The following is a 20,452-nucleotide window of genomic DNA, read 5'->3' on the forward strand; positions in this document are numbered from 1 at the left end:
GAACTACAGATAACTAAATCTGTAGTTTTTTTGTATTTCTATTGTCTGTCTAAACACATATGAAAAACTTTGAGTTCTAATAGATGCACTAGGATACTTATCTAAAATTTGTGTCACTTTATATAACCCTATCCCTCGTTCTTCACCTTTTGTTGAAAAACCATTTTTAAAAATATTATTCGTATTTACACTTTCCTCCTTTGTCTTATTTTCAACTATAAAATAAAATCTATCATTATGAGAAAAAATAGCAATGTTAATTTCCGGATCTTTTGATAATAATGTTGCTTCTATGGCATTATCTAAAAGAATTGAAATAATTGTAATAAAATCTAGCAATTCAAATGAATATAAATCTTGCCTACCATCCACCTCTATAGCAATTTCAACCCCCTTATTATAAGCCTCAAGTAATTTTGCTGATAAGACACTTTTTAGGGCAGTGTTTTCAATTTTGGAAAGATTAGCAATATCGTATTTTCTATCCGAAAAATCTTTTACGGTTTTTGATAAAACTGTATCATATACATTCTGAATAGATGCTATATCGTTTAACTCAATACCTGATTTTATACTTGTAATAATGTTTATATAGTCATGTCTAAATAATCGTATCTCCTCATATAAAGATTCAATGTGACTACTATATTTTTCTAAGTTCTGAAGTTGGTTATCTTTCTGCTCTTTCAACTCTCTATCAATCTCATCAGTGATCTTAGAATGCAAAAAAATTAGCATAATCAGAAAGTAAATAACGTATATCCCTACTAAATTCTCTCTTAATTTAAGTGCATTTGGAATCACGTCTGTAAAAATAGAAAAAATTTGAAGCAATATAAAATAAAATGCCATTGAAATATCAAATGTTAACAAATAATATTTTAATTGATTTTTAGAAAACCCAATTTGCAAATTTTTAAAGTCGATCTGGATAGTTTTGGTCAAATAATAAAATGTTGGAAATATTAATAGTTCAATTAATAGTGATAATACCGGAAATTTATTTGTAATATTTATTGATACACCAAACATCGGTAATAAATCAAATGCAATAACCCTACTAAATAAACTTTCGACAACTACTGGATATAGACCAAAAAATACAGCTAATGTTCGATTACTAAATTTATTTTTATACAATGAGTAAAATAACCAAAATAATAATGAAGAAAAATATCCTATTGGTGGAACAATATAAAATAATACTCTAAAAATGATTGGTAATAGAAAATAAAGATAAAAACGTACCTTGTCCCCTGTAATTTGTTGATATAGCATTAAAACTACGATAGTATGAACAACAAACGTTATTTCTTCAAGCAAAAAATTATTGATATACAAAGTTAAAACCTTTTAAAAATCTAACCTTTCCTTGAGTTTCTTTAATTTAGTCTTAGAAACTAGGCAACTTTCTCCATTTTCAAATAGAATTAGCTTATTTTCCTTATCAATCTTACTAATATTTTCAGGATTTACGACAAATGACTTGTGACATCTATATAACCTATTATCCGTTTTTTCGATCTCAGAAATTCCAGCATAAAATTCTAATCTTTCATCTACCGTATGCATAATAACCTTATGCACAGTAGGCGATGTTTCGAAATAAAGAATTTTATTAAATGGAACTTGGACACGAGATAGTGATGTTTCGAATTTAAAAGAATCATGAGCAACAGTACTTCCATTTTTTTCCAATGTATATTCAATCGCTGATTTTACTCTTTCATAAAAATGAAGATCACCAAGTGCCTTATCAATAAAATCCAAAGCACTAACTTTATATCTAAATGTTAATGGCATAAACTCAGAATGGGTAGTCACAAAGACAATAGTTGCATTGGGATCGAGTTTTCTAATTTGATAAGCAAGCTCTAATCCCTTTTTTTCTTCATCCTTGATCTCAATATCTAAAAAAAATAACTGATGATCCCCTCTCTCAGTTATCTCTGCTAATAATTGAGATGGCTTTCCAAAAATCTCAAACTTATTAATTTTTAAATTTTCATCTTTTAGCACCTTATAAATAATAGTCTCCATGCGAGACTGTTGTAGCATTTCGTCTTCCAAAACATAAATGTTTAGCATCTCTATTCCCTCTAACTATATATGGGTAGTTATATTATGACAATTTTCTGGCCAATTATGACAAAACGATATTTCATTTTTAATTTATTTTATCATAATTGTAAAACAACAGAATGAGAGGCAAAAAATATTTTCTGTCTAAAAATAATCAAATTGATAATTAAAATCAACAAATTATGTAAAAATTATTCATTAAAATATCAAATATTGCCTAACAAAAAAGCTATTAAAGTATTTAAGGATACAAATAATAGCTTATATTTTATCATAATTCTCTCCCAAAATACAGTGAATACTAAAATAGGCAGTATAAAGAACACTAACACCACTGATTATAAATCAATCATTCTTCTTACCAAGAAAATAAAGTACGAGAAACTCTTTTCTAACCATTTAGAATTATATGGTGCAATTGATTTAACAGAAGATCTAGATGTGTTAATGAAAGAAATTAACGAATACCTAACTGAGTGGTTAAAATTCACAACTAAAAGCTTATAAGTAACATCAAAATAAGAAAAATTTGACTCCATTAATTAAGATTTCATCTGATAAATGGAGTCTTTTATTATACATAATGGTTTAACCATTTAGTTAGAATTTCAAGGTAATTAGGAACTACGTAAATTATAGTATCGAACCAGTCTGACGAAGATACCCTGAACTGGAGTTTCGCTTGAGAAAATTTCTGAAGCGCTAACCCATAGCGATAAACATGTATGTAAATGTAAATACAGCTGATACCGTTAATCAGACAGTCGGTGAAATTGCTTTTAGGAATCTCAAAAAATGACTCAGGGAAATTCTTGATTTTTAAACAAAAAAGACATCCAAGATAGTTCTCTTGAATGTCTGTAAACGTTGATATAATCGTATTGATTAACGTTTTGAGGCAACTGACTCTGTCAGTTTGCAGCCACATTTGTAAGCGACTAAAGCCACAACAACTACGTCAACTGCCACAATTTAACATGAAAGAACAAAAAGAGCACCTCGAAAGGTGCTCTTTGTAAGTATAGTAATTCTTTCGAATTAACGCTTACTAAATTGTGATGCTTTACGAGCTTTCTTAAGACCTGGTTTGGAAAGTATGAATTTCAGTTGGACTAAAAACAGCGTAATATCAAGACTTTTCTCCGCTTTTATAAAAGCGTTTTTCCAATCAAATTCAACTAATTTTATCTAAATGGTGTGGATTTTACCCCCAAAATTACAGAGAATGGAGCTGATAAACACTAAACGTTCACACCATTAGTTAAATGATTTTTTTCATCATTTTTCTTAGATGATAGAACTTCTAATTTATTTCTTATTCAAGCAAAAACAACCTGCTATAAGTAAGAAAGAGGAAGATACAAGAAAAACACGGCGTAAAAACCGATTCAGTTCATTGTCCTCAATCCTTGTCTGCTTCATTTTCTTTTACGAGATCGTTTTGTGAATCTTTTTCAGAGAGTTTTTGATCAATATACTTGTCAATGTTTTCATAAAATTCCTTGGTCGCTTCACTATCTAATGTTGGCGAGTTCTGAACTTGATTCACTTTCAATTGAACAGATTGAATACCGTAAGAGGCTTGTTTTTGGTGGAGTGTTTCTAATTCTTCTTCTGAAATCGGATCTCCAACAACCGTCAAGACCAATTCATTGTTACTTGACTTGTAGACTTGATTAATAACCATATAATTGGCGAACTCTTTTCCTACAAACTGTTTGATCCCTTCTTTGCGCGCTTGTTCTATTGTCAGAGTAACTGCCGAATAGCTAGCTGGAAGAATCAACAATACAATCAAAGAAATCAAGCCAATTCTCATTTTAATGCTCAGCTCTTTAAATGAAGTTAAAGGAGATTTTCTCATCAAAATTCTTGTTCCAACAATGTTGGCTAGCATGATAAAGACACAGTTGATCAAGAAAAGATAGAGAGCCCCCAATAAAAATCGTACATTCCCATTAGCTAAACCATAGCCAGCAGTACAGATAGGCGGCATCAAAGCTGTAGCAATGGCTACTCCTGGCACGATATTGTTTGCTTCTTTTTTCCTTGAACCGATCACACCAGCAATCCCACCAGCAATAGCAATGAGAACATCCCAAATGGTTGGAGAGGTTCGTGCGATCAACTCGCTACTTGCATAAGACAAGGGAGAAATCCAGAAATACAGAGTCGAGACAAGCAAACTGACCAACACTTGAGTCAATAAAACCTCTAGAGATTGCTTGATTAAACGCGTATCAAAAATAGCTAAACCGAATCCCAGTCCAACAATCGGTGTCATGAGAGGTGAAATTAACATGGCTCCAATAATAACAGCTGTTGAATTCATATTTAGACCGATAGAGGCAATAAAAATTGCACACATCAAAATCGCTGTATCTCTCAATCGAACATGAAGGTCATCGTATAATTTCTCACGGTATTCCCGTGTTGAATAATTGGCAGTCATTTGTCCTCTCCTCTTTCCTTATTTAAATCGGTATAATAATTAATAATAACAGCTGATAAACAGCCAAAAAATATGAGCCCATAAATCGTCAAGAAGACACTGGTAATCCTTCCAATCAAGGTCACAGCTAGGAGATCCCCGTAGCCGACAGTCGTCGAAGTCACAAAAGCATACCAAAGACCGTCTCCGTAATTTGTGATAGCAGGTTCAACTAGGAAAAGCACGCCTCCTGACCCAAAAACAAAGGTCACAAAACTCAGAGCAAACCGAGTAAAACCCGTAACCTGTATAATATGCCATAACATTTTTAAACGTCTCATTTGTTCTCCTTATTCATACTAGCTCCTGACTGAGCCGTTTTTTCCAATAATCAAAGTGAAGATAGGACATGATCTCCATCAGAGAAAGATAGACAAACTGATAGATCTGATTTAAGCTGATTATCAACTGATATTGTTTGAAAAATGACTGGAAGAAAGACCAGATATGACTGTCTTGAATCAGTCCCTTCTTAACATCAGACAGGATATTAGCTAAAGCTCCCAAGGACTGAAACGGTAAATCCTTGACATTTATATAGATCCGGTCCACCACATCATTCAGACTGGTATCTTGGATGGCATGAAATTCTCCAAAGAGAACTCCTGCCGCTCCAAGAGTAGAAACAAATTCCACCAAATAATTTCTGAGGAAATTTTCTCAACCTTTTCCCATAATGTGTTTAGTGCCATCCATAACGATCCCAACCAGAAAAAGGAAAGAAAACAAGCAAAGAAATTTTGCCGTAAATCCCAAAAAGCTTCAAGACTTGGTGTTGTTGGTTTTTCTAACTCTAAAATCAAGATGGTCATAATAATTGCTAGAACAGCATCTGTCAATACAATTAATCTGTCTTTCTTCATCGGATTGCATCCCCTTTCTTTTTTGTAACATTCTATCTTATCGCATAATATTGGATATTCTTTCATAATCCGACTACAAACAAAAATAAACCAAAAAGTCTGTCCCTATTATGCTATATTTAACTCTAGAAGTATTCATCCATCTAATTAATAAATATATCATATTTCACAATAAATGAATACTATCAAAGATTCATCCCCTTTCACTTCATCATTTAGTGTTGCTTAGATTTATCAAAAACAACCAAATTTGTATTAATTTCAAGTATCACCTAGTTACAAAAATTTGGGGTGAACAGAAAAAGCATCCCGTATTTTTGATACGAAATGCTTTCAATAAGTTTAAATAAGTTTTAACGTTTACTAAATTGTGATGCTTTACGAGCTTTTTTCAAGCCTGGTTTGAAAAAAATATGTTTTGATAAAATTCAAAAGCCTTTAAAATCAGCGTTTTCACGAGTTTGCAATATAAATTATTTTATCTAATTTCAAGTAATTGTACTTGAATGGTGTGAATTTTAACCTAAAAATCACTGAATTGAGCTAACTAATATCTAAAATTCACACCATTGAATAATCTAATTTTTATTATGTTTTTTTGTAGAATACTCCCTTTATTTTTTCGTATAGAAAACAAATGAGAAAGACACTTGAGTATAAAACAAGCGTCTTTTCTATTATTCTAAAAACTAACTATGATGGAAATCTATTCCTATTCCTCCCCTTGCTTTCCCATTCGTTCTACCAATCCTGCAATTAAAAGAGGGATAATTGCAAAAAAGATTGTACCTCTTTCTCCCCAAATTAGCAATCCAACTGCCAATATAATTGAAATTATTGCTAAAGCAACAGCTACTTGATGATATATTTTTTTACTCATAACAATTAAACTCCTATCTATTAAATGTACTAGAGTATATTTTGGTTGATATTATCATAGAAACAACCGTTATTGTCATAATTAAGATACAGCTTGCAATTATTAGTAGAATAGCATTAGTATTGCTAATCCAAGAAATAAATACTAGACCAAAAGCTGTTTTCTGCAAAATGTAAACTGCTCCCATAATGAATACCAAAACCAGTATATTTACGACTGTGCTTCCAAATGTACCAAAGGCATAAACCGACGGAAGTAAGAATACTACATACATAATGCCAATCAATAAGCCAGCTATTGATATGAATATATGTATTTGTATACTGAATTGTTGAAAAATTAGAGCGGTTATAAGACTCAAAATCAGAGTTATAAAACTAACAAATATTATTAGAGAGATACAAAAAATGTACCTAGCTAGAACTATCGTTTTTTTGGAAATTGGGAAAACACCAACAAACCTGTTCCAACCACTTTCATAGTCAGAAACTAATAGACTGGTTGGTATAGATGCCAAGCCAATTGGTCCCATTATTGATAAAAAAATTGCTCCAGACTCTCTACCAAAAATTGTTATTAACAATAACGCACAGACAATTAACAATCTATTCGTCACACTTACTTTATTCAGAATAAGTTGAAAATCTTTATAGAGTAGTCCCTTCATCTATCCTCACTCCCTTTGCTAGAAATAATAATATTTCTTCTAATGTAGCATAGTCTTCACTATCAACTTCATTTTGTGATACGTCAACTAAATATTGAATAATGTTATCTTGAGACAACTTATATTTGATGTTTTTCAATGGCAAATGTGCTATTTCGGTTTTAATAGCGTAATGGTTAAGTAACTCACTCCTCTCGCCCTTTAGTAGAATTTTCCCATTTTCAATAAAAATAAAATAATCAGCGACTTGTTCCAAATCACTTAAAATATGCGAAGACAATAGTACAGTCATTCTATTATTATCTACATATTTTTTTAGTATAGTTAAAATCTCTTTTCTTACAATAGGGTCAAGCCCGCTTGTTGCTTCGTCAGCAATCAAAAGTTTAGGATGATGGGATAATGTGGCAGCAAAGTTTAGTTTTACAACCATTCCCCTTGAAAAATCTCCAATAGCTTTGTTAATAGGTAAGGCAAATTTATCAATTAAGCTGTAATAAAGTTCTTTATCCCAACTTGGATAAATCATTTTTAGCATTTTTTCAATTTGTTGAATTGAAAACGAATTTGGAAAATAATTTTGTTCTAAAATCACTCCTAGGTTAAGTTTTATTTGATATTCATCTTTATCAGAATCCAAACCTAAAATTTTCATATTACATGAGTCACTTTTTATTTGATTTAACAACAAATTCAGAAAAGTTGATTTTCCTGAACCATTTTCACCAATCAATCCAACAATACTTCCTTCTTGGATTTTTAAATTATTGATTTGTAGTTGAAAATCTGTATACCGCTTGCTTAAGTTTAGCACTTCTAATACTGGTTTTGTATTCATTTTTTACACCTCGCTAAGATTGCAATAGCATATACACAACCGTTAAGCTATTTCCAATTAGAATTACCAACGTCAATAGAGTATTAACTTTTTTAGATACATTGGCCTTTTTTAATTCAATAAATAATAATAAAGCTACTAAAACATAATTACCTAAACTCATTAGTAAAGTAAATAAATTTGTTATTGTGATAAATAGACTTGTTATCACAGAGATAGCACCTGTTATTGAATAAGATAATAGATAAATAAAATACAATGTATTTTTAAAATCATAGTTATGTCTCCCTATTTTTTAGCTATTGATATAAAACTAAAAACTTAAATTCTCATGTATATCAGGCTTCACTTAACTCTTTCAAGTAATTTCATGTTTTACAAAGTTAATTACTTTATAAATTTGTATGCTCAAATCGAATTACATCAATTTCTTTATCCGATTGTTCCTTATACAAAGAAATTAAATTTTCCGTTTTCCTTTGAATATCCTTTTCATACTTAAGTTGAATGAGTTCTATTTTATCTTCGTCAGACATGTTATTATTTTCAAGTCCTAACTCTTGATTCAGTTGTTCTTTTGTATAAGTTTTCTGTTCCACTTCTCGTTGAAATTGAGCATACTCAAAAAGATTTTCTAACAGTAACTCTTCTTCTGCCATACGAGCATAATGCCAATCATTAGCTAAGCGCTCCAAATGGTCTGCCCATTTCACATCCCCTTTCATCTCTCCAAACTCATTGTAAGGAAAAAGCGCATCCACATCAACTTTTAAAGCTTTAGCTATATCTTCAAGGCGTTCCCAGCTTGGGTCGGTAGTGCCTTTTTCGTAGTTAATAATCGTTTGTTTTGTGACACCAATAATCTTAGCCAATTCTTTTTGAGTCATTCCTGCTTTTAAGCGAGCTGACTTAATATCTAATTCTCCAGCTCGTAGAACAGTCGTATAATTATATAAAGGAGCCATTAGTATCTCACTTTCTAGGTAAAATATATTTTTACTTTTTGGGTTGACAGGTAAAATTTTGTTTTGTATAATAAAGATAATTCAAGGTAAAATAATTATTTACCTCTTGATTATATAATATTTTACCATAAAAGTAAATGAGAGGAGACAAAAATGACACAGTTTTATGGTTATACCCAAATAATTGAACTTGTTAAGGGATTGAACTCTATCTCTACACTAAAAAAATGGCGTTTAAAGATTGAACAACTCACAGGGACTACCTTTGAAGAAAGTCGAGTCCGAACTGGTAAACGTTCTTACAGTAAAATCTATCTCTTTACAGATGATGATATTGAAAAACTCCAACAAATTGCAGATACCAAAGGAAACCTTGGGCTTGATAAAGCAATCTTAAAAGCCTATGCACCGAGTAGAGCCTCTCCCTTATCTATTAACCAAAAAGTCAATCGTTTAACTGTTCAATTAAAAGGGTTAAGTCAAAAAGTAACAGACTTAACACAACAGGAACAGGTATTAGCTATTCGTATAGAGCAGTTAAGAAAACAGATTGAAGTTTTAGAGAAATCAAAGAGGAAAAAATTATTTGGGAAGTGAGCACGGCTAGAAGCACAACGCCATGGGTGAGTGTGTAGAAACACGGTAGCCCATAATGGCGTGCCCGTGCTTGGACGGGCAATCTTCCCCAAAAATTAGTGCCCCGTTTCTAATTCCGAGAATACATTTGAAATAAAAAAGAATGCTGACAAATCAACATTCTCTTTATGTTCATTTTGATAAACATTATAAAATTTGTCTGTTTAGCTACCAAAAAGCTACCAACAAATTTGGAATTATTTTTAATATGATTTATACCAAAAGTCAAGTATCAAATTTTCTAGATGATATGATTCTATTTAGATAATGATAATTTTTCTACTAATCTTCCTTAATAATTAGGGTATTCGGATTTTATGGTGGAAAAGGGCTTATAAATCACCCTTCTCCAAATTCTTAATAAGTGTGGAAAAATCGACACCTAAGTTGTCTGTAATGTCGTGATCATTCACTTCATACCAATTGAAAGTATCGTATAACATAGCTTTATTGAAAGCACTTGAATTAAATCGTGGCTTACGCTTTTTATGGAGCTTCTCATTGAAAAGGATTTTGGCTCGTAAGGCATCAAACGAGTAACCTCTACCCATTCGCTCTACCTGCCTAATAATGCTGTTAATTGACTCCGTATAAGCATTAGTGAGCCTTTTATCAAAGTAGTTGAATATTTCAACATGCCAGTTGTCTACGGCTCTCACGAGGTCTTTATATGCGTCTTTAGAGTTGCTGGACATACAACGGTGTCTCCATTGACTATAACGAAGATGACCTTCATCTGGATCAGGAGTATCCCATATCCAGTAAAACTCTTCTTTGAGTTCATAGGCTTCTTTTAAATCAGGAAGATTACCTAACCAAGTATCTAAGAGGAATGATTCACGTTCATTTAGATCGTGTTTACGCTTTAGAAGGATAAACCTTTCACGCATAAGGTACGTCTTTCTTTTTGGCTCATATGGGCTTTCAAAGACTTTCTGACGTTATCTAAGGCTTGATTAGCCATTCTAACTACATGAAACTTATCTACGACAACTTTAGCGTGTGGAAGGATAGTGTTCACTGCGTCTTTGTAGGGCTTCCACATATCCATTGTGACGTACTCAATGTAAGTCCTGTCACTGATTTCTGAAAGACGTTGGATGACTGTTTCCTTGTTACGGTTAGGCTTGATGTCATAAATAGTCCTGCGTTCAATATTAGTCAATACAAGCCGAGGTCTACGGATAATATGTATCTCGTCTATCCCAAGCCACTTAGGAGTTTCAAACTGGTATTCACGTTCTTTGAGTGCCACATAGTCCTTAAAAACGTTCCTAATGGTTTTTTCGTCAACACCAACGCTTTCTGCGACTTCTACAAAGGTCTTAGACATGGATTGCTCTTGAATGGACTTTAAAAGCCTTTTGGTCATACTACGCTTTTCATCTACAGATATTAGGCGTTCCCAGAAGGTAGATCCGCATTCACGACACTTGTATCGTCTACGGTTCAATTGTAAGCCCACTCGCTTTAAACGAATGGGCAAATCCATAATTAGTTGATTTCTTGAACTGTGTTTGTACAACTTGTCAAAACCACATTCAGGACAACATTCAGGTGGTCCGACTGCTTCAACTTTAAACATCATATCGGTTTCATTTTCTTGTGGCGGTTCTATTGTTTTAATGTCTGGTAAGGATAATAAGTCTGACATATTATTCATCCTTTATTACTCTGCGGTGTTAAGGTATCAATTATAGATTTGATGTCGAAATCATCAGTGTTAAATTATTTTTGTGACCACAAATGCACTTAGAAAATCCCTTAAAGCATTAGCTGGTTCACTTGAATAGGGAGTTGTAAAAAAGTTCCCTTAGCCTGCACAGCAAGATAATTTCGAAACATCTTTATCAAAAGTTAGGGCAGCCAGCTTCAATCCTTCTGCCATTGTTAGATATGGAGCCATCGTTTCTCTCAGATCTCCAACAGTTAAACCGAATTTCACAGCTAATGTTGCTGCATAAATTACGTCTCCTGCGTTTTCTGCCACTACATGCGCCCCTAACACTTTCAATGTTTTCGCGTCTGCCACTAATTTGAAAACACCTGTTGTTTCCCGATTAACGAGCGCTCTTGGAACAGCATCCAACGGCAATACCGATGTTTTCACTTCATATCCTTTTTCTTTTGCCTGTTGCTCCGTTAAACCAACCGTTGCAATCGATGGAGAAGTAAACGTAACGCCTGGAACCACTTCTAAATTGACCTTTTGATTTAGTCCTCCGATTGCATTACGAGCAGCAAGTCCACCTTCATAAGCAGCTACATAAACAAATTGGGGACCGAGAGTGACATCTCCAGCTGAATAAATTCGGGAATTGGTCGTTTTAAGATAATCATCAATGACAATTTCACCACGGGAACCAACTTCAACGCCTGCTGCATGTAAGTTTAATGATTCTGTATTTGGTTTTCTTCCAGTGGCAATTAGCAATTGTTCTGCTTCAATAATTCGCTTTTTACCATTTATCTCAACATGAACTTTTTTAATGTCTCCATCTTGCTCAACTCGTTCATAGGTTGCACCTGTTACTAAATTAATTCCCTGTTCTGTTAAGGCCTTAGTAATGGCTTCTGAAATTTCAGGATCGTATTCTTTTAATAGACGCTCGCTTCTTTGAATCAAAGTGACTTCTGACCCGAGGTTATGAAATAGTTGTCCTAATTCCATGCCGATATATCCTGAACCAATTACGGTAAGACGATTTGGAACCTTCTTTAATTCCAATAAGCTAGTGCTTGTTAAATAATCTACTTCATCTAATCCGGGAATATTAGGTGCAGTTGAAGAAGCACCTGTAGCTATTAAAAATCTTTTGGCTGTGATTTGATTGCCATTTACTTCAACTGTATTTTCATTTACGAATTTTGCTTCACCTTTTATTAATTCAAAACCATAATCATCAATTAAATTCACATATTTTTCATTTCGCATCTCGGTTACTAAATCATTCTTTTGTTTTACTAATGGCGCTAAATCAACATTTGAAGCCGAAGTGTGTAATCCCACAAATGGATTATTTTTTGCTAGATGATTGATTTCCCCTGCTCTTAATAAGGTCTTAGAAGGAACGCATCCGACATTAACGCAAGTTCCACCCACCGTTCCACGCTCAATCATAGCCACTTTTGCGTTCAAAGTAACGGCTTCAATGGCAGATGAAAAGGCAGCTCCACCAGAACCGATGATGATGTAATCATAATCATAGTTACCTTCATCATTTAAACTTACATCTGTCCTTTTTTCCGATTGCACTTGTATTTCTTCTGCTTCGCCCGGGTGATAATTTGCGTCAGCAATCGCCTTTATTGCACTTTCAACCTCAATATCATCGGACAGTTCAAATACTGCTTCACCACGACGATAACTAGACTCAATATTTTTAGCACCTATCTTTTCAAGTGCTGATTCTACGTGTTTTTCACAACCCGTACAAGTCATTCCTGAAATGTTTACCTTAAATTTATTCATAAAAAAGCTCCTTTCGTTAATTAATCTCTCATGTTAATGTTTCTATTATTGGACACGAATGTAATTGCTTTTCATCTGGACATCGTTGTTTTAAGTCGTCTAACATAGTTTCAATTCGTTTTAAATCCTCTATTTGTTTTTGCACTTCCTTTTGTTTTTTAGAAACAAATTCGAACATATCTTGACAACGAACTTCATCTTTATCTACAACACCAAGTAATTTATAAATCTCGCTTAAAGAGAAACCAAGTTCCTGTATTCGTTTAATAAACCCAACACGCTTAACGTCATCATATGAATATATCCGATAACCAGCTTCCGTTCGGTGAGGTTCTTGTAATAAATTTTTTCGCTCGTAATATCTGATCGTTTCTTTATTAACTCCACATTTATCTGCAAACTCACTAATGCGATAAATCATCTTATTTCACCCCCTGAATATTATAAACCATGTACCATAGTACACGGTCAAGTAAATTGGACTATTTTATTTTTTTCCCAAAGTATCACTCGTATGTGATTGATACTTTTATATAATACTATTGATTATCCTAACATCCCACCAGAAAATCCGATTTAAACACCAGTTGTTTTTAAACTATTAAGAAAGTAATTCCACTATATATTCCGAAGACCCAAAAAAATTACTAAATAATGAATTAAACTATTATGAACAAACCGTCTTCTTATATACATGTATACATGTGGATACTTTGAATTTAAGTGCAATCCTGCGAACGGAATCGAAAAGATGAAACAAGCACTTCAGGTATTTGAAATTCTAGGAGAACATAATATAAAAGCACAGTACCAAGAGCACTATGACAAATATATTAATCAATAGCATAAAGATAGTTAATCTTTAACCACCAAAAAGATTGACTATCCTGCCTTTCGTTTCCTCTATTTTCCCAGCGTTTAATAAATGCTTTAGCTTGCTTTTTTTACTCCCGGATATTATTCACTTTGTGCTCTCCAACTACCACATTATTTTGATTTATTTATGTAATAAATCCTTTAAAGTTTTAATAATTTTGTTTTTATCTGCTTCTGTCAATTCATATTCTCTCAATAAACTAACAATTTCTTCTAGTCCGTCATCACGTCCTTTTAAAATCTCAAGAGACGTACCAAAGATTTCAGCTAATTTTTCTACTGTTTCATCTTTCGGATTTCTCCCTCCATTTTCCCACCTAGCATATTGAGCTTGAGCTACACCTAACTTTTCAGCAACTTCTAATTGAGTAAGTCCTGCATCTAGTCGGGCTTTTTTTATATTGTCTTTTAACATTTTAAAATTCCTTTCGTTTTTCTATTGACTTATAACCAAAATGGTTGTATTATACTTATATAACCAAAATGGTTATATAAAAACAAAGCATACAAAATAAGTGATACTAGTTAACTTTATGAGTATGCAAAAACACCCCAGAAAGCTCTGCAAAGCGTTCTGAGGCTTTCGTTTAAAACCAATACAATTATACCAAAATGGTAATAAAAAGTCCATAAAAAGCGAGATATGGCTAGATTGAGGATATTATGACATCAACACAATTGGCATTTCAAAACAACAAAATTAACAATACTCATTCTTTTTATTCGCCTAGTTTAGAAGAATATATTCAAGTAAATGATGATGTATTTAACGATATTCGAGACGAAGAAATTGAACTTCGAGCACTTGAACTGCTCTCGAGTTTTCTAGACAAGTATTTTGGGTAGTTTAAAAACTAATAAATTAGAGATTGGGAGACAAGTGCAAGGGCGCGGGCCGAAGGCAGAGCGCCCGAAGCTCGAAGTTCTCCCAATCTCTAACATAAAAGCTGGCGTTTCTAACAGCCAGCAATCAGATACACTTAAGGCAACGCCCTAAGTAACGAGTCATCGGCAAAAATCAATAGTAGCAACGAATTACGCAGATTTTAAGTATAGAAAGGAGGCGTTACAGTTGAAAAATACCATTCAATCTCTACGAGAATATCAAAGTCAAGTAGATTTATCAAAACTAGAAAAATCTATTTATATCAGCATTGACAGATTAACAGTAATCTTTGATAGTGAGAACCAATCACTTAGACGAATATTTCGTGAATTACGAAAATCACTCGATAATATAATTCAAGAATTTAGTATTCAAGAAAATCTAAGAGAAGACTATTTTACTCTTTATAAAATGATAAACGAAGATAGTATAAATCTAATTTTCTTTCAACTATCGGATTATGGTGGTTATCAAGTCATACGCCTAGACTTCAACCCAAACTCACTAAAAGAATTTGAGGGGTTACAAGTGTGGAGGCAGATTATGAATTACGCTCGATTAAATCGATTAGAAATTAGACTGTCACGATTAGATCTTGCTTTTGATATCTTTAATAGGCCAGAAATAGTTTTTTTACAACATATCAAAGGAGGGGTTAGTCATAAAATATTCTACGGTAGAGGGGGAAATATAGAAAGTAAATACTGGGGTGCAAGTGGTAGCAACGTTCAAGTACGTTTGTACGATAAGAATATAGAGGTATTAAGTCACAAAAGAGATGATAAATTAAAAATAGAAAGCAAGCCCTTTTGGTGGCGGTTAGAGTTCCAACTTCGGACAAAGGCTATAAACGAAGAAACCATTTCAGAGATTTCTAAACGATTGGAGAATTTTAGCTTTTTTAGTCTTTCAAGTGTTCCAGATGATAGCAAAGCATTTGCTTATATCTTTCTCCATGAACCTGCACTCTTACCCGAATTATTCCCCTATCTGAAACCTAACACTATTAGAGTTAAAAAGACTAGGCTTAGAAAACATTTAAAAGCATTTGATAGTAGCTCATTTTCTTTAGAGCTACAAGATGCACTTAAAGAACAAACCCCACGATTAAATAATGAACTCAAACAATTAATAGGAGAATTCCTAGAACTTACTAGTAAAGGAGAAATTGATTTATGAACGATAAATTAACTATGACAGTACAAGAAATTATGGACTTAGGTTTTTCAAAATGGACTGCTTATAATATTTTACGGCAAGCAAAACATATTATGGTCGAGCGTGGTTTCGATTTCTATAACAATAAAGGACTTGGAACTGTTCCAGTATCAGTTGTAGCAGAGATACTTGGATTGGAGGAACTCCATGTCAAAAACTAGATATACCGGTGTTACGAAAGATGATAAGACTGGCAAATATACTTATTATTTTAAAGCTGGAGTTGACCTAGCTACTGGTAAACCTTATCAAGAACGTAGACGTGGTTTTCAAACCGCAAAAGAAGCCTTTGAAGCACGTACAAGAGCATTGAACAAGGTACAACAAAAAGGAGGAATTAAGCATACTCAATGGACTTTTAAGCAGTTTATGGAAGAAGTTTTTATGCCAAATTATTACGCTACAACAAGTCCGGATCTCGAACACAGACGTCAAGTTATATTCGATGAATTTATTCAATACTTTGGTAAGAAAAAACCTAGAGAAATTACTACTTATGATGTGATTAATTATAGAAACGGTTTATTAGAGAGATATTCAAATTCATATGCAAGAAACAAGATGACTTTGCTTAATCAAGTTTTGAAAACTGCAAAAAAATATGGATTGATTTTTCATGAAATTCCCACAAGTAATATCAGTCCAATTCCAATCATAAAAAAACATATAGATTTTTGGACAAAAGACGAGTTCCAAAAAGTAATACAATGTCTTGATAAAAAGAGTTATTTTGAGCACTTTGTTTATACGCTTTTTTGGCTTTATTATTTTACAGGAATGCGTGTAAATGAGGCGACTGCTCTTTATTGGGAAGATTTAGATTTTGAAAAGAAAACTCTAGCAATCAATCACAACTTACAGTATATAAACCGTGAAAATTGGGTTCGGCGTAACAAACTAAAAACTGAAAGCTCCAGACGAACCATTGGCCTTGATGATAATACTCTAAACGTACTTAAAGAATGGAAAGAACGACAAGCAAAAGTTGACAAGATACCATTCATTCTATCACTTGATGGAAATCCATATCGTAAACGTAGTATTAGAGACCAGATTCTAAAATATTCTAAACGAGCAGGAGTTAAATACATTCAACCAAAAGGTTTAAGACACTCCCATGCGTCATTACTTATTAATGAATATAATGTAAATGCTCTATATATTCAAAGACGATTAGGTCATTCTGATGTCAAAACTACACTTAGCATTTATAGTCATTTATACCCAAACGCTGATTCCGAATTAACAGATAAACTCAATCTGATATCAAGTGATTTTATCGACTAAATCTCTTTGGCTACCAAATTAGCTACCAAAAAAGGAAATACACCTCAAAAAGCCTCATTTTAAAGGGCTTTTTTTCATATTTTCCCACTATTTCTAATAGGGGGGTTACAATTGGCAAAAACGCCATATCAACCCCTCCTCATTCCTTGTGGGAGTTGGGTTTTCGAATTTTAAAAAGTGTGTCACTTTCGTCAAAAAAGTGTGTCACTTAGTTAGAAAGAGGTGGTCAAATGAATGGACAAAATTAGTCCTTTTCATATCAAGAAATTCCGAAAACAGACAGGACTTAGCCAAAAAGATTTTGCACGAGCTGTGGATCTTCCAACTAGAACCTATCGGTCTTATGAAGCTGGCGAAAGAGGACTAACGATTGAGAAGTTTAGAGAACTAAAAGAAAAACTGGGTTACCATAAAGATTGTGAACGAGATAGCCTTCGAGCTCAGATTGACTACCTCCGCTTGTCTTTCCCAAGACTCAAAGATTTAGATGACTTTTGTGTGAACTTCCTTCACTGCCCCTTGAGTGAGTTTACAGAACAAGAAACACGTCTCATGAACTATACACATCTCTGGCAAAGAGGAAACATATGGATCTTTGATTTTTTTGATAAGGCGATTACTAATGACTACCAAGTCTGCCTTCAACTATCCGGCCAAGGATGCCGTGAGATGGAGGTTATCTTAGAACACAAGGGCATCACCTGGCAAATCTTTCTCCAACATATCCTCTACTCCTATCAGGATGTACGAGTTAAACGCCTAGATATAGCCCTTGATGAACTCTATAAGGGTTATGGACACGAAGACCAACAAATTCTAATACCTGACTTGATAAAGAAACTCCATGCCAATGAGATTGTCCTTGATACTCTCAAAAAATGGAATATCACTGGAGGTGGATCCTTCACCGATAACGAAGACATGGAAGCCAATCACGGTTTATCCATTTACTTTGGGAGTCGTCAAAGTCAGCTCTATTTCAACTTTTATGAAAAGCGCTATGAAATAGCTCGAATGGAAAATATCTCCTTGGACGAATCCTTGGAGATTTTTGGTATCTGGAATCGCTACGAACTTCGCTTTTCAGACCAGAAGGCTCAAGGAGTTGTAGAAGAATATATCAATGGTGTCGATCTGGGTGAAATTGCTAGAGGCATCATAAACAAAGAGATTCAAGTCTATGATGGCATCAATCAGTTTGGAGCTTATAAACCTGATGAAAAATGGCAACGACTCTTTGGAGGAGTCGAACCCTTGAAACTCTCAACTAACCCTCAACCCTATAGTATTGAGCGAACGATTCGCTGGCTAACCTACCAAGTCGCAAACTCCCTAGCCCTTGTTTCTGAAGCAGATAAGATTTTACAGACGGAATACATGAAGATGATCAAAAATAGCGGAGAAATTACCGATCGTGGGAAAGCTATGTTAAAGCTCCTCAAAGTTAGTAAACACTATGAACATTAGAAAGGAAAACAAGCTATGGAATACAAAGTAGAAATCAATTCATTAGAAAATTTTAAAGCCTGGTCAGGTGGATTAGAAACTCTAAACACTGTCCGTGAACGCGGTGGAGTTGATACTTTAACTGTTATCTGTGAAGATATCTTCTCTGGTGATATACCGACAGAAACTACGATTAACGATTGGCTCTGGTTTGATTCTGATTTTATCTACCAAGCTCTGGGCTATGATGATCTTCTAGAGGCCTCTTAAGATGCTGAAGAAGATTTATCAAGCAGACTTTCTGCTTCTTCCAGAACATGAATTTTGGAACATGTTTATTCTTCTTCGAAAAGAAAAAGACTTTTTCTATGAATGTGCTGGAAGATCTACTGAAAAACCACCAGATGCGAATGGTTTCTATGACTACGAACATGCCTTCTTCACTCTAGATGGCGATGTGCTCAGTCTAAACAAAAGAATGCGCCCGTCTCTTATCTCTTATATCCAACAAACAATTAAAAGCAATCAAGAAACATTTAGAAAGGAAATTGAAATGGCAACGAAAACAACATTTGAAAAGAAAGTCTCTCAAATCACCAATGAACTGGGAGAGCTACTCAAAAAGAAAGACCACAGAGAAGCTTGGACTAAGGCTGGAGAACTGAACTCTCTTTTAAAAAAGGAAGAAGTCAAAGATCTTCGTCCGGAACTAGTCGAGCAGCTCCAAACTGAGTTACGTGGCTATTATTACATTAACGGAGAAATTGAAAAAGCTAATAAGCGCCTCTATGCCAAGGGATCTAAACTCATTGAACTGGCCGGACTCTAAAAGGAGGTCTTATGGATAAAGCTAAACACTACTTACTAAAAGCGAGAGAATACCTCTCAAAATTCAAAAAGATGGAAAAGAAAGGAGGTCCACCTAAACTGAAAATCACCAACAAGAAAACAGTCAATCTGGCTGTTATTGGAGGAATTTCTTTCCTCCTTTTTGTTGGTCTAACGGGGGCTATTCGTGCTATCACACTCTCGAATCAAGTCTCTAAACTAGAAAAGAATGTGGAGATCCTCCATGCCAAAAAAGTTCAGGCACCTGTAGAAGAAAAACAGTACGACTATAAGCTCCAGTACTATCTCAATGATTTTGTCTATGCCTACTTCACTCTCCCTCAAGAAGTTGAAAAACAAGAAGGACAGATCGACTACCTCAATAGCTTTTATAACTTTGTTCCGGATGTAAAATCCCAAGGCCAAGTCAGAAATCCTAGTGAGTTACTATCCGCTCAACTAATCACTGTAGAAAACAATGTGGCAACTTACCGGATCAAGTACAAGGAATGGATACGCCATGACAAGGAAACACAAGAAACAGAAATTGTGACTGGTTTCAATATCCCTTATGCTCAAAAAGGAAACAGCTACTATATCTCCGGCCTTCCTTGGTTCACTACCCTAGAAAGCTCACAAGCTGGATCCTTCAAGGAAGAAGACAAACTCACTCTTACTACTACAGATCGTCTTTCTGATTCAGTACACAAGAAAGTAGATAAGTTTCTGACTGTCTTTTTCACCAACTACACCACCAATCAGGATAATCTCAACTTGATTTCAAAAGATGTAGATGTTGTCGCAAACACCACCTTTAAAAGTATAGACTACACCTATCTCAAAAAGAATAAAAAGGGGCTAACAGCCTATGTTCAAGCAACCTTTGAAGTGGGAGGAACTACTCACTCTGAAAACTTTACCTTTACCCTTATCGAAAAAGAAAAAACCTACTATGTCTCTAAACTAGAGCACACTATTCCCTTAAACTACGCAAATAATCAAGAATAGGAGAATTTA

The 20,452-nt window shown here is 33.9% G+C and carries 23 protein-coding genes and 2 pseudogenes; 11 read left to right on the forward strand and 14 right to left on the reverse strand.

What is annotated here, in order from left to right; translation table 11 throughout:
* Positions 1-3: 3 nt before the first annotated feature.
* Both O3640_RS01125 and O3640_RS01130 read right to left on the reverse strand, forming a co-directional pair.
* The gene (locus O3640_RS01125; protein WP_371586487.1) at positions 4-1,341 is read right to left on the reverse strand and encodes a sensor histidine kinase; all 1,338 of its coding nucleotides are present in this window, start codon (positions 1,339-1,341) and stop codon (positions 4-6) included.
* A gap of 12 nt (positions 1,342-1,353) precedes the next feature.
* A complete protein-coding gene (locus tag O3640_RS01130) occupies positions 1,354-2,088 on the reverse strand; it encodes a LytTR family DNA-binding domain-containing protein (protein ID WP_268723030.1) in 735 nt (244 codons plus the stop codon).
* A 666-nt stretch (positions 2,089-2,754) separates the two neighbouring features.
* Here O3640_RS01130 and O3640_RS01135 point away from each other — a divergent pair.
* Positions 2,755-2,881 (forward strand): annotated as a pseudogene (locus O3640_RS01135) (site-specific integrase); the annotation flags it as partial.
* 603 nt (positions 2,882-3,484) lie between these two features.
* Here the strand turns inward: O3640_RS01135 and O3640_RS01140 are convergent.
* From O3640_RS01140 to O3640_RS01175, 8 genes are all read right to left on the reverse strand, one after another.
* Positions 3,485-4,534 carry a DUF389 domain-containing protein gene (locus tag O3640_RS01140; RefSeq protein WP_268723031.1) on the reverse strand — a complete coding sequence of 350 codons (1,050 nt, stop codon included), beginning with the start codon at positions 4,532-4,534 and terminating at the stop codon, positions 3,485-3,487.
* Positions 4,531-4,854 carry a potassium channel family protein gene (locus O3640_RS01145; RefSeq protein WP_001253404.1) on the reverse strand — a complete coding sequence of 108 codons (324 nt, stop codon included), beginning with the start codon at positions 4,852-4,854 and terminating at the stop codon, positions 4,531-4,533. The genes O3640_RS01140 and O3640_RS01145 overlap by 4 nt, the downstream gene beginning before the upstream one ends.
* Before the next feature lie 13 nt (positions 4,855-4,867).
* Entirely contained in the window at positions 4,868-5,209 is a 342-nt protein-coding gene (locus O3640_RS01150; RefSeq protein WP_268723032.1) for a hypothetical protein, read from the reverse strand.
* Positions 5,134-5,436, reverse strand: coding sequence for a TMEM175 family protein (locus O3640_RS01155; RefSeq protein ID WP_004240734.1), 303 nt, complete (start codon positions 5,434-5,436; stop codon positions 5,134-5,136). The genes O3640_RS01150 and O3640_RS01155 overlap by 76 nt, the downstream gene beginning before the upstream one ends.
* A gap of 712 nt (positions 5,437-6,148) precedes the next feature.
* Positions 6,149-6,316 (reverse strand): hypothetical protein, encoded by a 168-nt coding sequence (locus O3640_RS01160; RefSeq protein ID WP_020992799.1) that lies wholly within the window; start codon positions 6,314-6,316, stop codon positions 6,149-6,151.
* Between the two features lie 13 nt (positions 6,317-6,329).
* Entirely contained in the window at positions 6,330-6,983 is a 654-nt protein-coding gene (locus O3640_RS01165; RefSeq protein WP_000677415.1) for an ABC-2 transporter permease, read from the reverse strand.
* Positions 6,964-7,821 carry an ABC transporter ATP-binding protein gene (locus O3640_RS01170; protein WP_001093359.1) on the reverse strand — a complete coding sequence of 286 codons (858 nt, stop codon included), beginning with the start codon at positions 7,819-7,821 and terminating at the stop codon, positions 6,964-6,966. The genes O3640_RS01165 and O3640_RS01170 overlap by 20 nt, the downstream gene beginning before the upstream one ends.
* A 392-nt stretch (positions 7,822-8,213) precedes the next feature.
* A complete protein-coding gene (locus O3640_RS01175) occupies positions 8,214-8,786 on the reverse strand; it encodes a helix-turn-helix transcriptional regulator (RefSeq protein WP_008808384.1) in 573 nt (190 codons plus the stop codon).
* 153 nt (positions 8,787-8,939) lie between these two features.
* Between O3640_RS01175 and O3640_RS01180 the strand changes: the two genes are divergently transcribed.
* Positions 8,940-9,383, forward strand: coding sequence for a hypothetical protein (locus O3640_RS01180; RefSeq protein ID WP_125367657.1), 444 nt, complete (start codon positions 8,940-8,942; stop codon positions 9,381-9,383).
* 371 nt (positions 9,384-9,754) lie between these two features.
* Here O3640_RS01180 and O3640_RS01185 read toward each other — a convergent pair.
* The 3 genes and pseudogenes from O3640_RS01185 to merR all read right to left on the reverse strand — a co-directional run bounded on the left by O3640_RS01185 (position 9,755) and on the right by merR (position 13,315).
* Positions 9,755-11,076 (reverse strand): annotated as a pseudogene (locus O3640_RS01185) (ISL3 family transposase).
* Between the two features lie 159 nt (positions 11,077-11,235).
* Positions 11,236-12,894: a mercury(II) reductase gene (gene merA / locus O3640_RS01190; RefSeq protein WP_080974505.1), complete on the reverse strand. Its 1,659-nt coding sequence runs from the start codon at positions 12,892-12,894 to the stop codon at positions 11,236-11,238.
* A 28-nt stretch (positions 12,895-12,922) separates the two neighbouring features.
* Entirely contained in the window at positions 12,923-13,315 is a 393-nt protein-coding gene (gene merR / locus O3640_RS01195; RefSeq protein ID WP_001863748.1) for an Hg(II)-responsive transcriptional regulator, read from the reverse strand.
* A gap of 273 nt (positions 13,316-13,588) precedes the next feature.
* Here merR and O3640_RS01200 point away from each other — a divergent pair, with 273 nt between their 5' ends.
* Positions 13,589-13,738 carry a hypothetical protein gene (locus tag O3640_RS01200; RefSeq protein ID WP_371586493.1) on the forward strand — a complete coding sequence of 50 codons (150 nt, stop codon included), beginning with the start codon at positions 13,589-13,591 and terminating at the stop codon, positions 13,736-13,738.
* A 153-nt stretch (positions 13,739-13,891) separates the two neighbouring features.
* Here O3640_RS01200 and O3640_RS01205 read toward each other — a convergent pair whose 3' ends face one another.
* Positions 13,892-14,185, reverse strand: coding sequence for a helix-turn-helix transcriptional regulator (locus O3640_RS01205; RefSeq protein ID WP_000910341.1), 294 nt, complete (start codon positions 14,183-14,185; stop codon positions 13,892-13,894).
* A gap of 248 nt (positions 14,186-14,433) precedes the next feature.
* Between O3640_RS01205 and O3640_RS01210 the strand changes: the two genes are divergently transcribed.
* The 8 genes from O3640_RS01210 (at position 14,434) to O3640_RS01245 (ending at position 20,443) form a co-directional block, all read left to right on the forward strand.
* The gene (locus tag O3640_RS01210) at positions 14,434-14,616 is read left to right on the forward strand and encodes a hypothetical protein (RefSeq protein WP_000204837.1); all 183 of its coding nucleotides are present in this window, start codon (positions 14,434-14,436) and stop codon (positions 14,614-14,616) included.
* Between the two features lie 226 nt (positions 14,617-14,842).
* Complete coding sequence (locus O3640_RS01215; RefSeq protein ID WP_000799122.1) at positions 14,843-15,835, forward strand: hypothetical protein; 993 nt, start codon at positions 14,843-14,845, stop codon at positions 15,833-15,835.
* Positions 15,832-16,035 carry a DUF3173 family protein gene (locus tag O3640_RS01220; protein WP_000998327.1) on the forward strand — a complete coding sequence of 68 codons (204 nt, stop codon included), beginning with the start codon at positions 15,832-15,834 and terminating at the stop codon, positions 16,033-16,035. Before O3640_RS01215 ends, O3640_RS01220 begins: the two co-directional genes overlap by 4 nt.
* Positions 16,022-17,161, forward strand: coding sequence for a site-specific integrase (locus O3640_RS01225; protein ID WP_268723033.1), 1,140 nt, complete (start codon positions 16,022-16,024; stop codon positions 17,159-17,161). The genes O3640_RS01220 and O3640_RS01225 overlap by 14 nt, the downstream gene beginning before the upstream one ends.
* 234 nt (positions 17,162-17,395) lie before the next feature.
* Positions 17,396-18,628, forward strand: coding sequence for a replication initiation factor domain-containing protein (locus O3640_RS01230; RefSeq protein ID WP_125376085.1), 1,233 nt, complete (start codon positions 17,396-17,398; stop codon positions 18,626-18,628).
* Between the two features lie 15 nt (positions 18,629-18,643).
* A complete protein-coding gene (locus O3640_RS01235; protein ID WP_048789266.1) occupies positions 18,644-18,877 on the forward strand; it encodes a hypothetical protein in 234 nt (77 codons plus the stop codon).
* Position 18,878: 1 nt separating this feature from the next.
* On the forward strand, positions 18,879-19,436 hold the full coding sequence (locus O3640_RS01240; RefSeq protein ID WP_125376086.1) for a conjugal transfer protein: 558 nt from the start codon (positions 18,879-18,881) through the stop codon (positions 19,434-19,436).
* A gap of 11 nt (positions 19,437-19,447) precedes the next feature.
* Complete coding sequence (locus tag O3640_RS01245) at positions 19,448-20,443, forward strand: conjugal transfer protein (RefSeq protein WP_125376087.1); 996 nt, start codon at positions 19,448-19,450, stop codon at positions 20,441-20,443.
* Positions 20,444-20,452: the final 9 nt, after the last annotated feature.

This window comes from Streptococcus sp. 27098_8_75 (assembly GCF_041432475.1).
GTDB classification, from domain to species: Bacteria; Bacillota; Bacilli; order Lactobacillales; family Streptococcaceae; genus Streptococcus; species Streptococcus gordonii.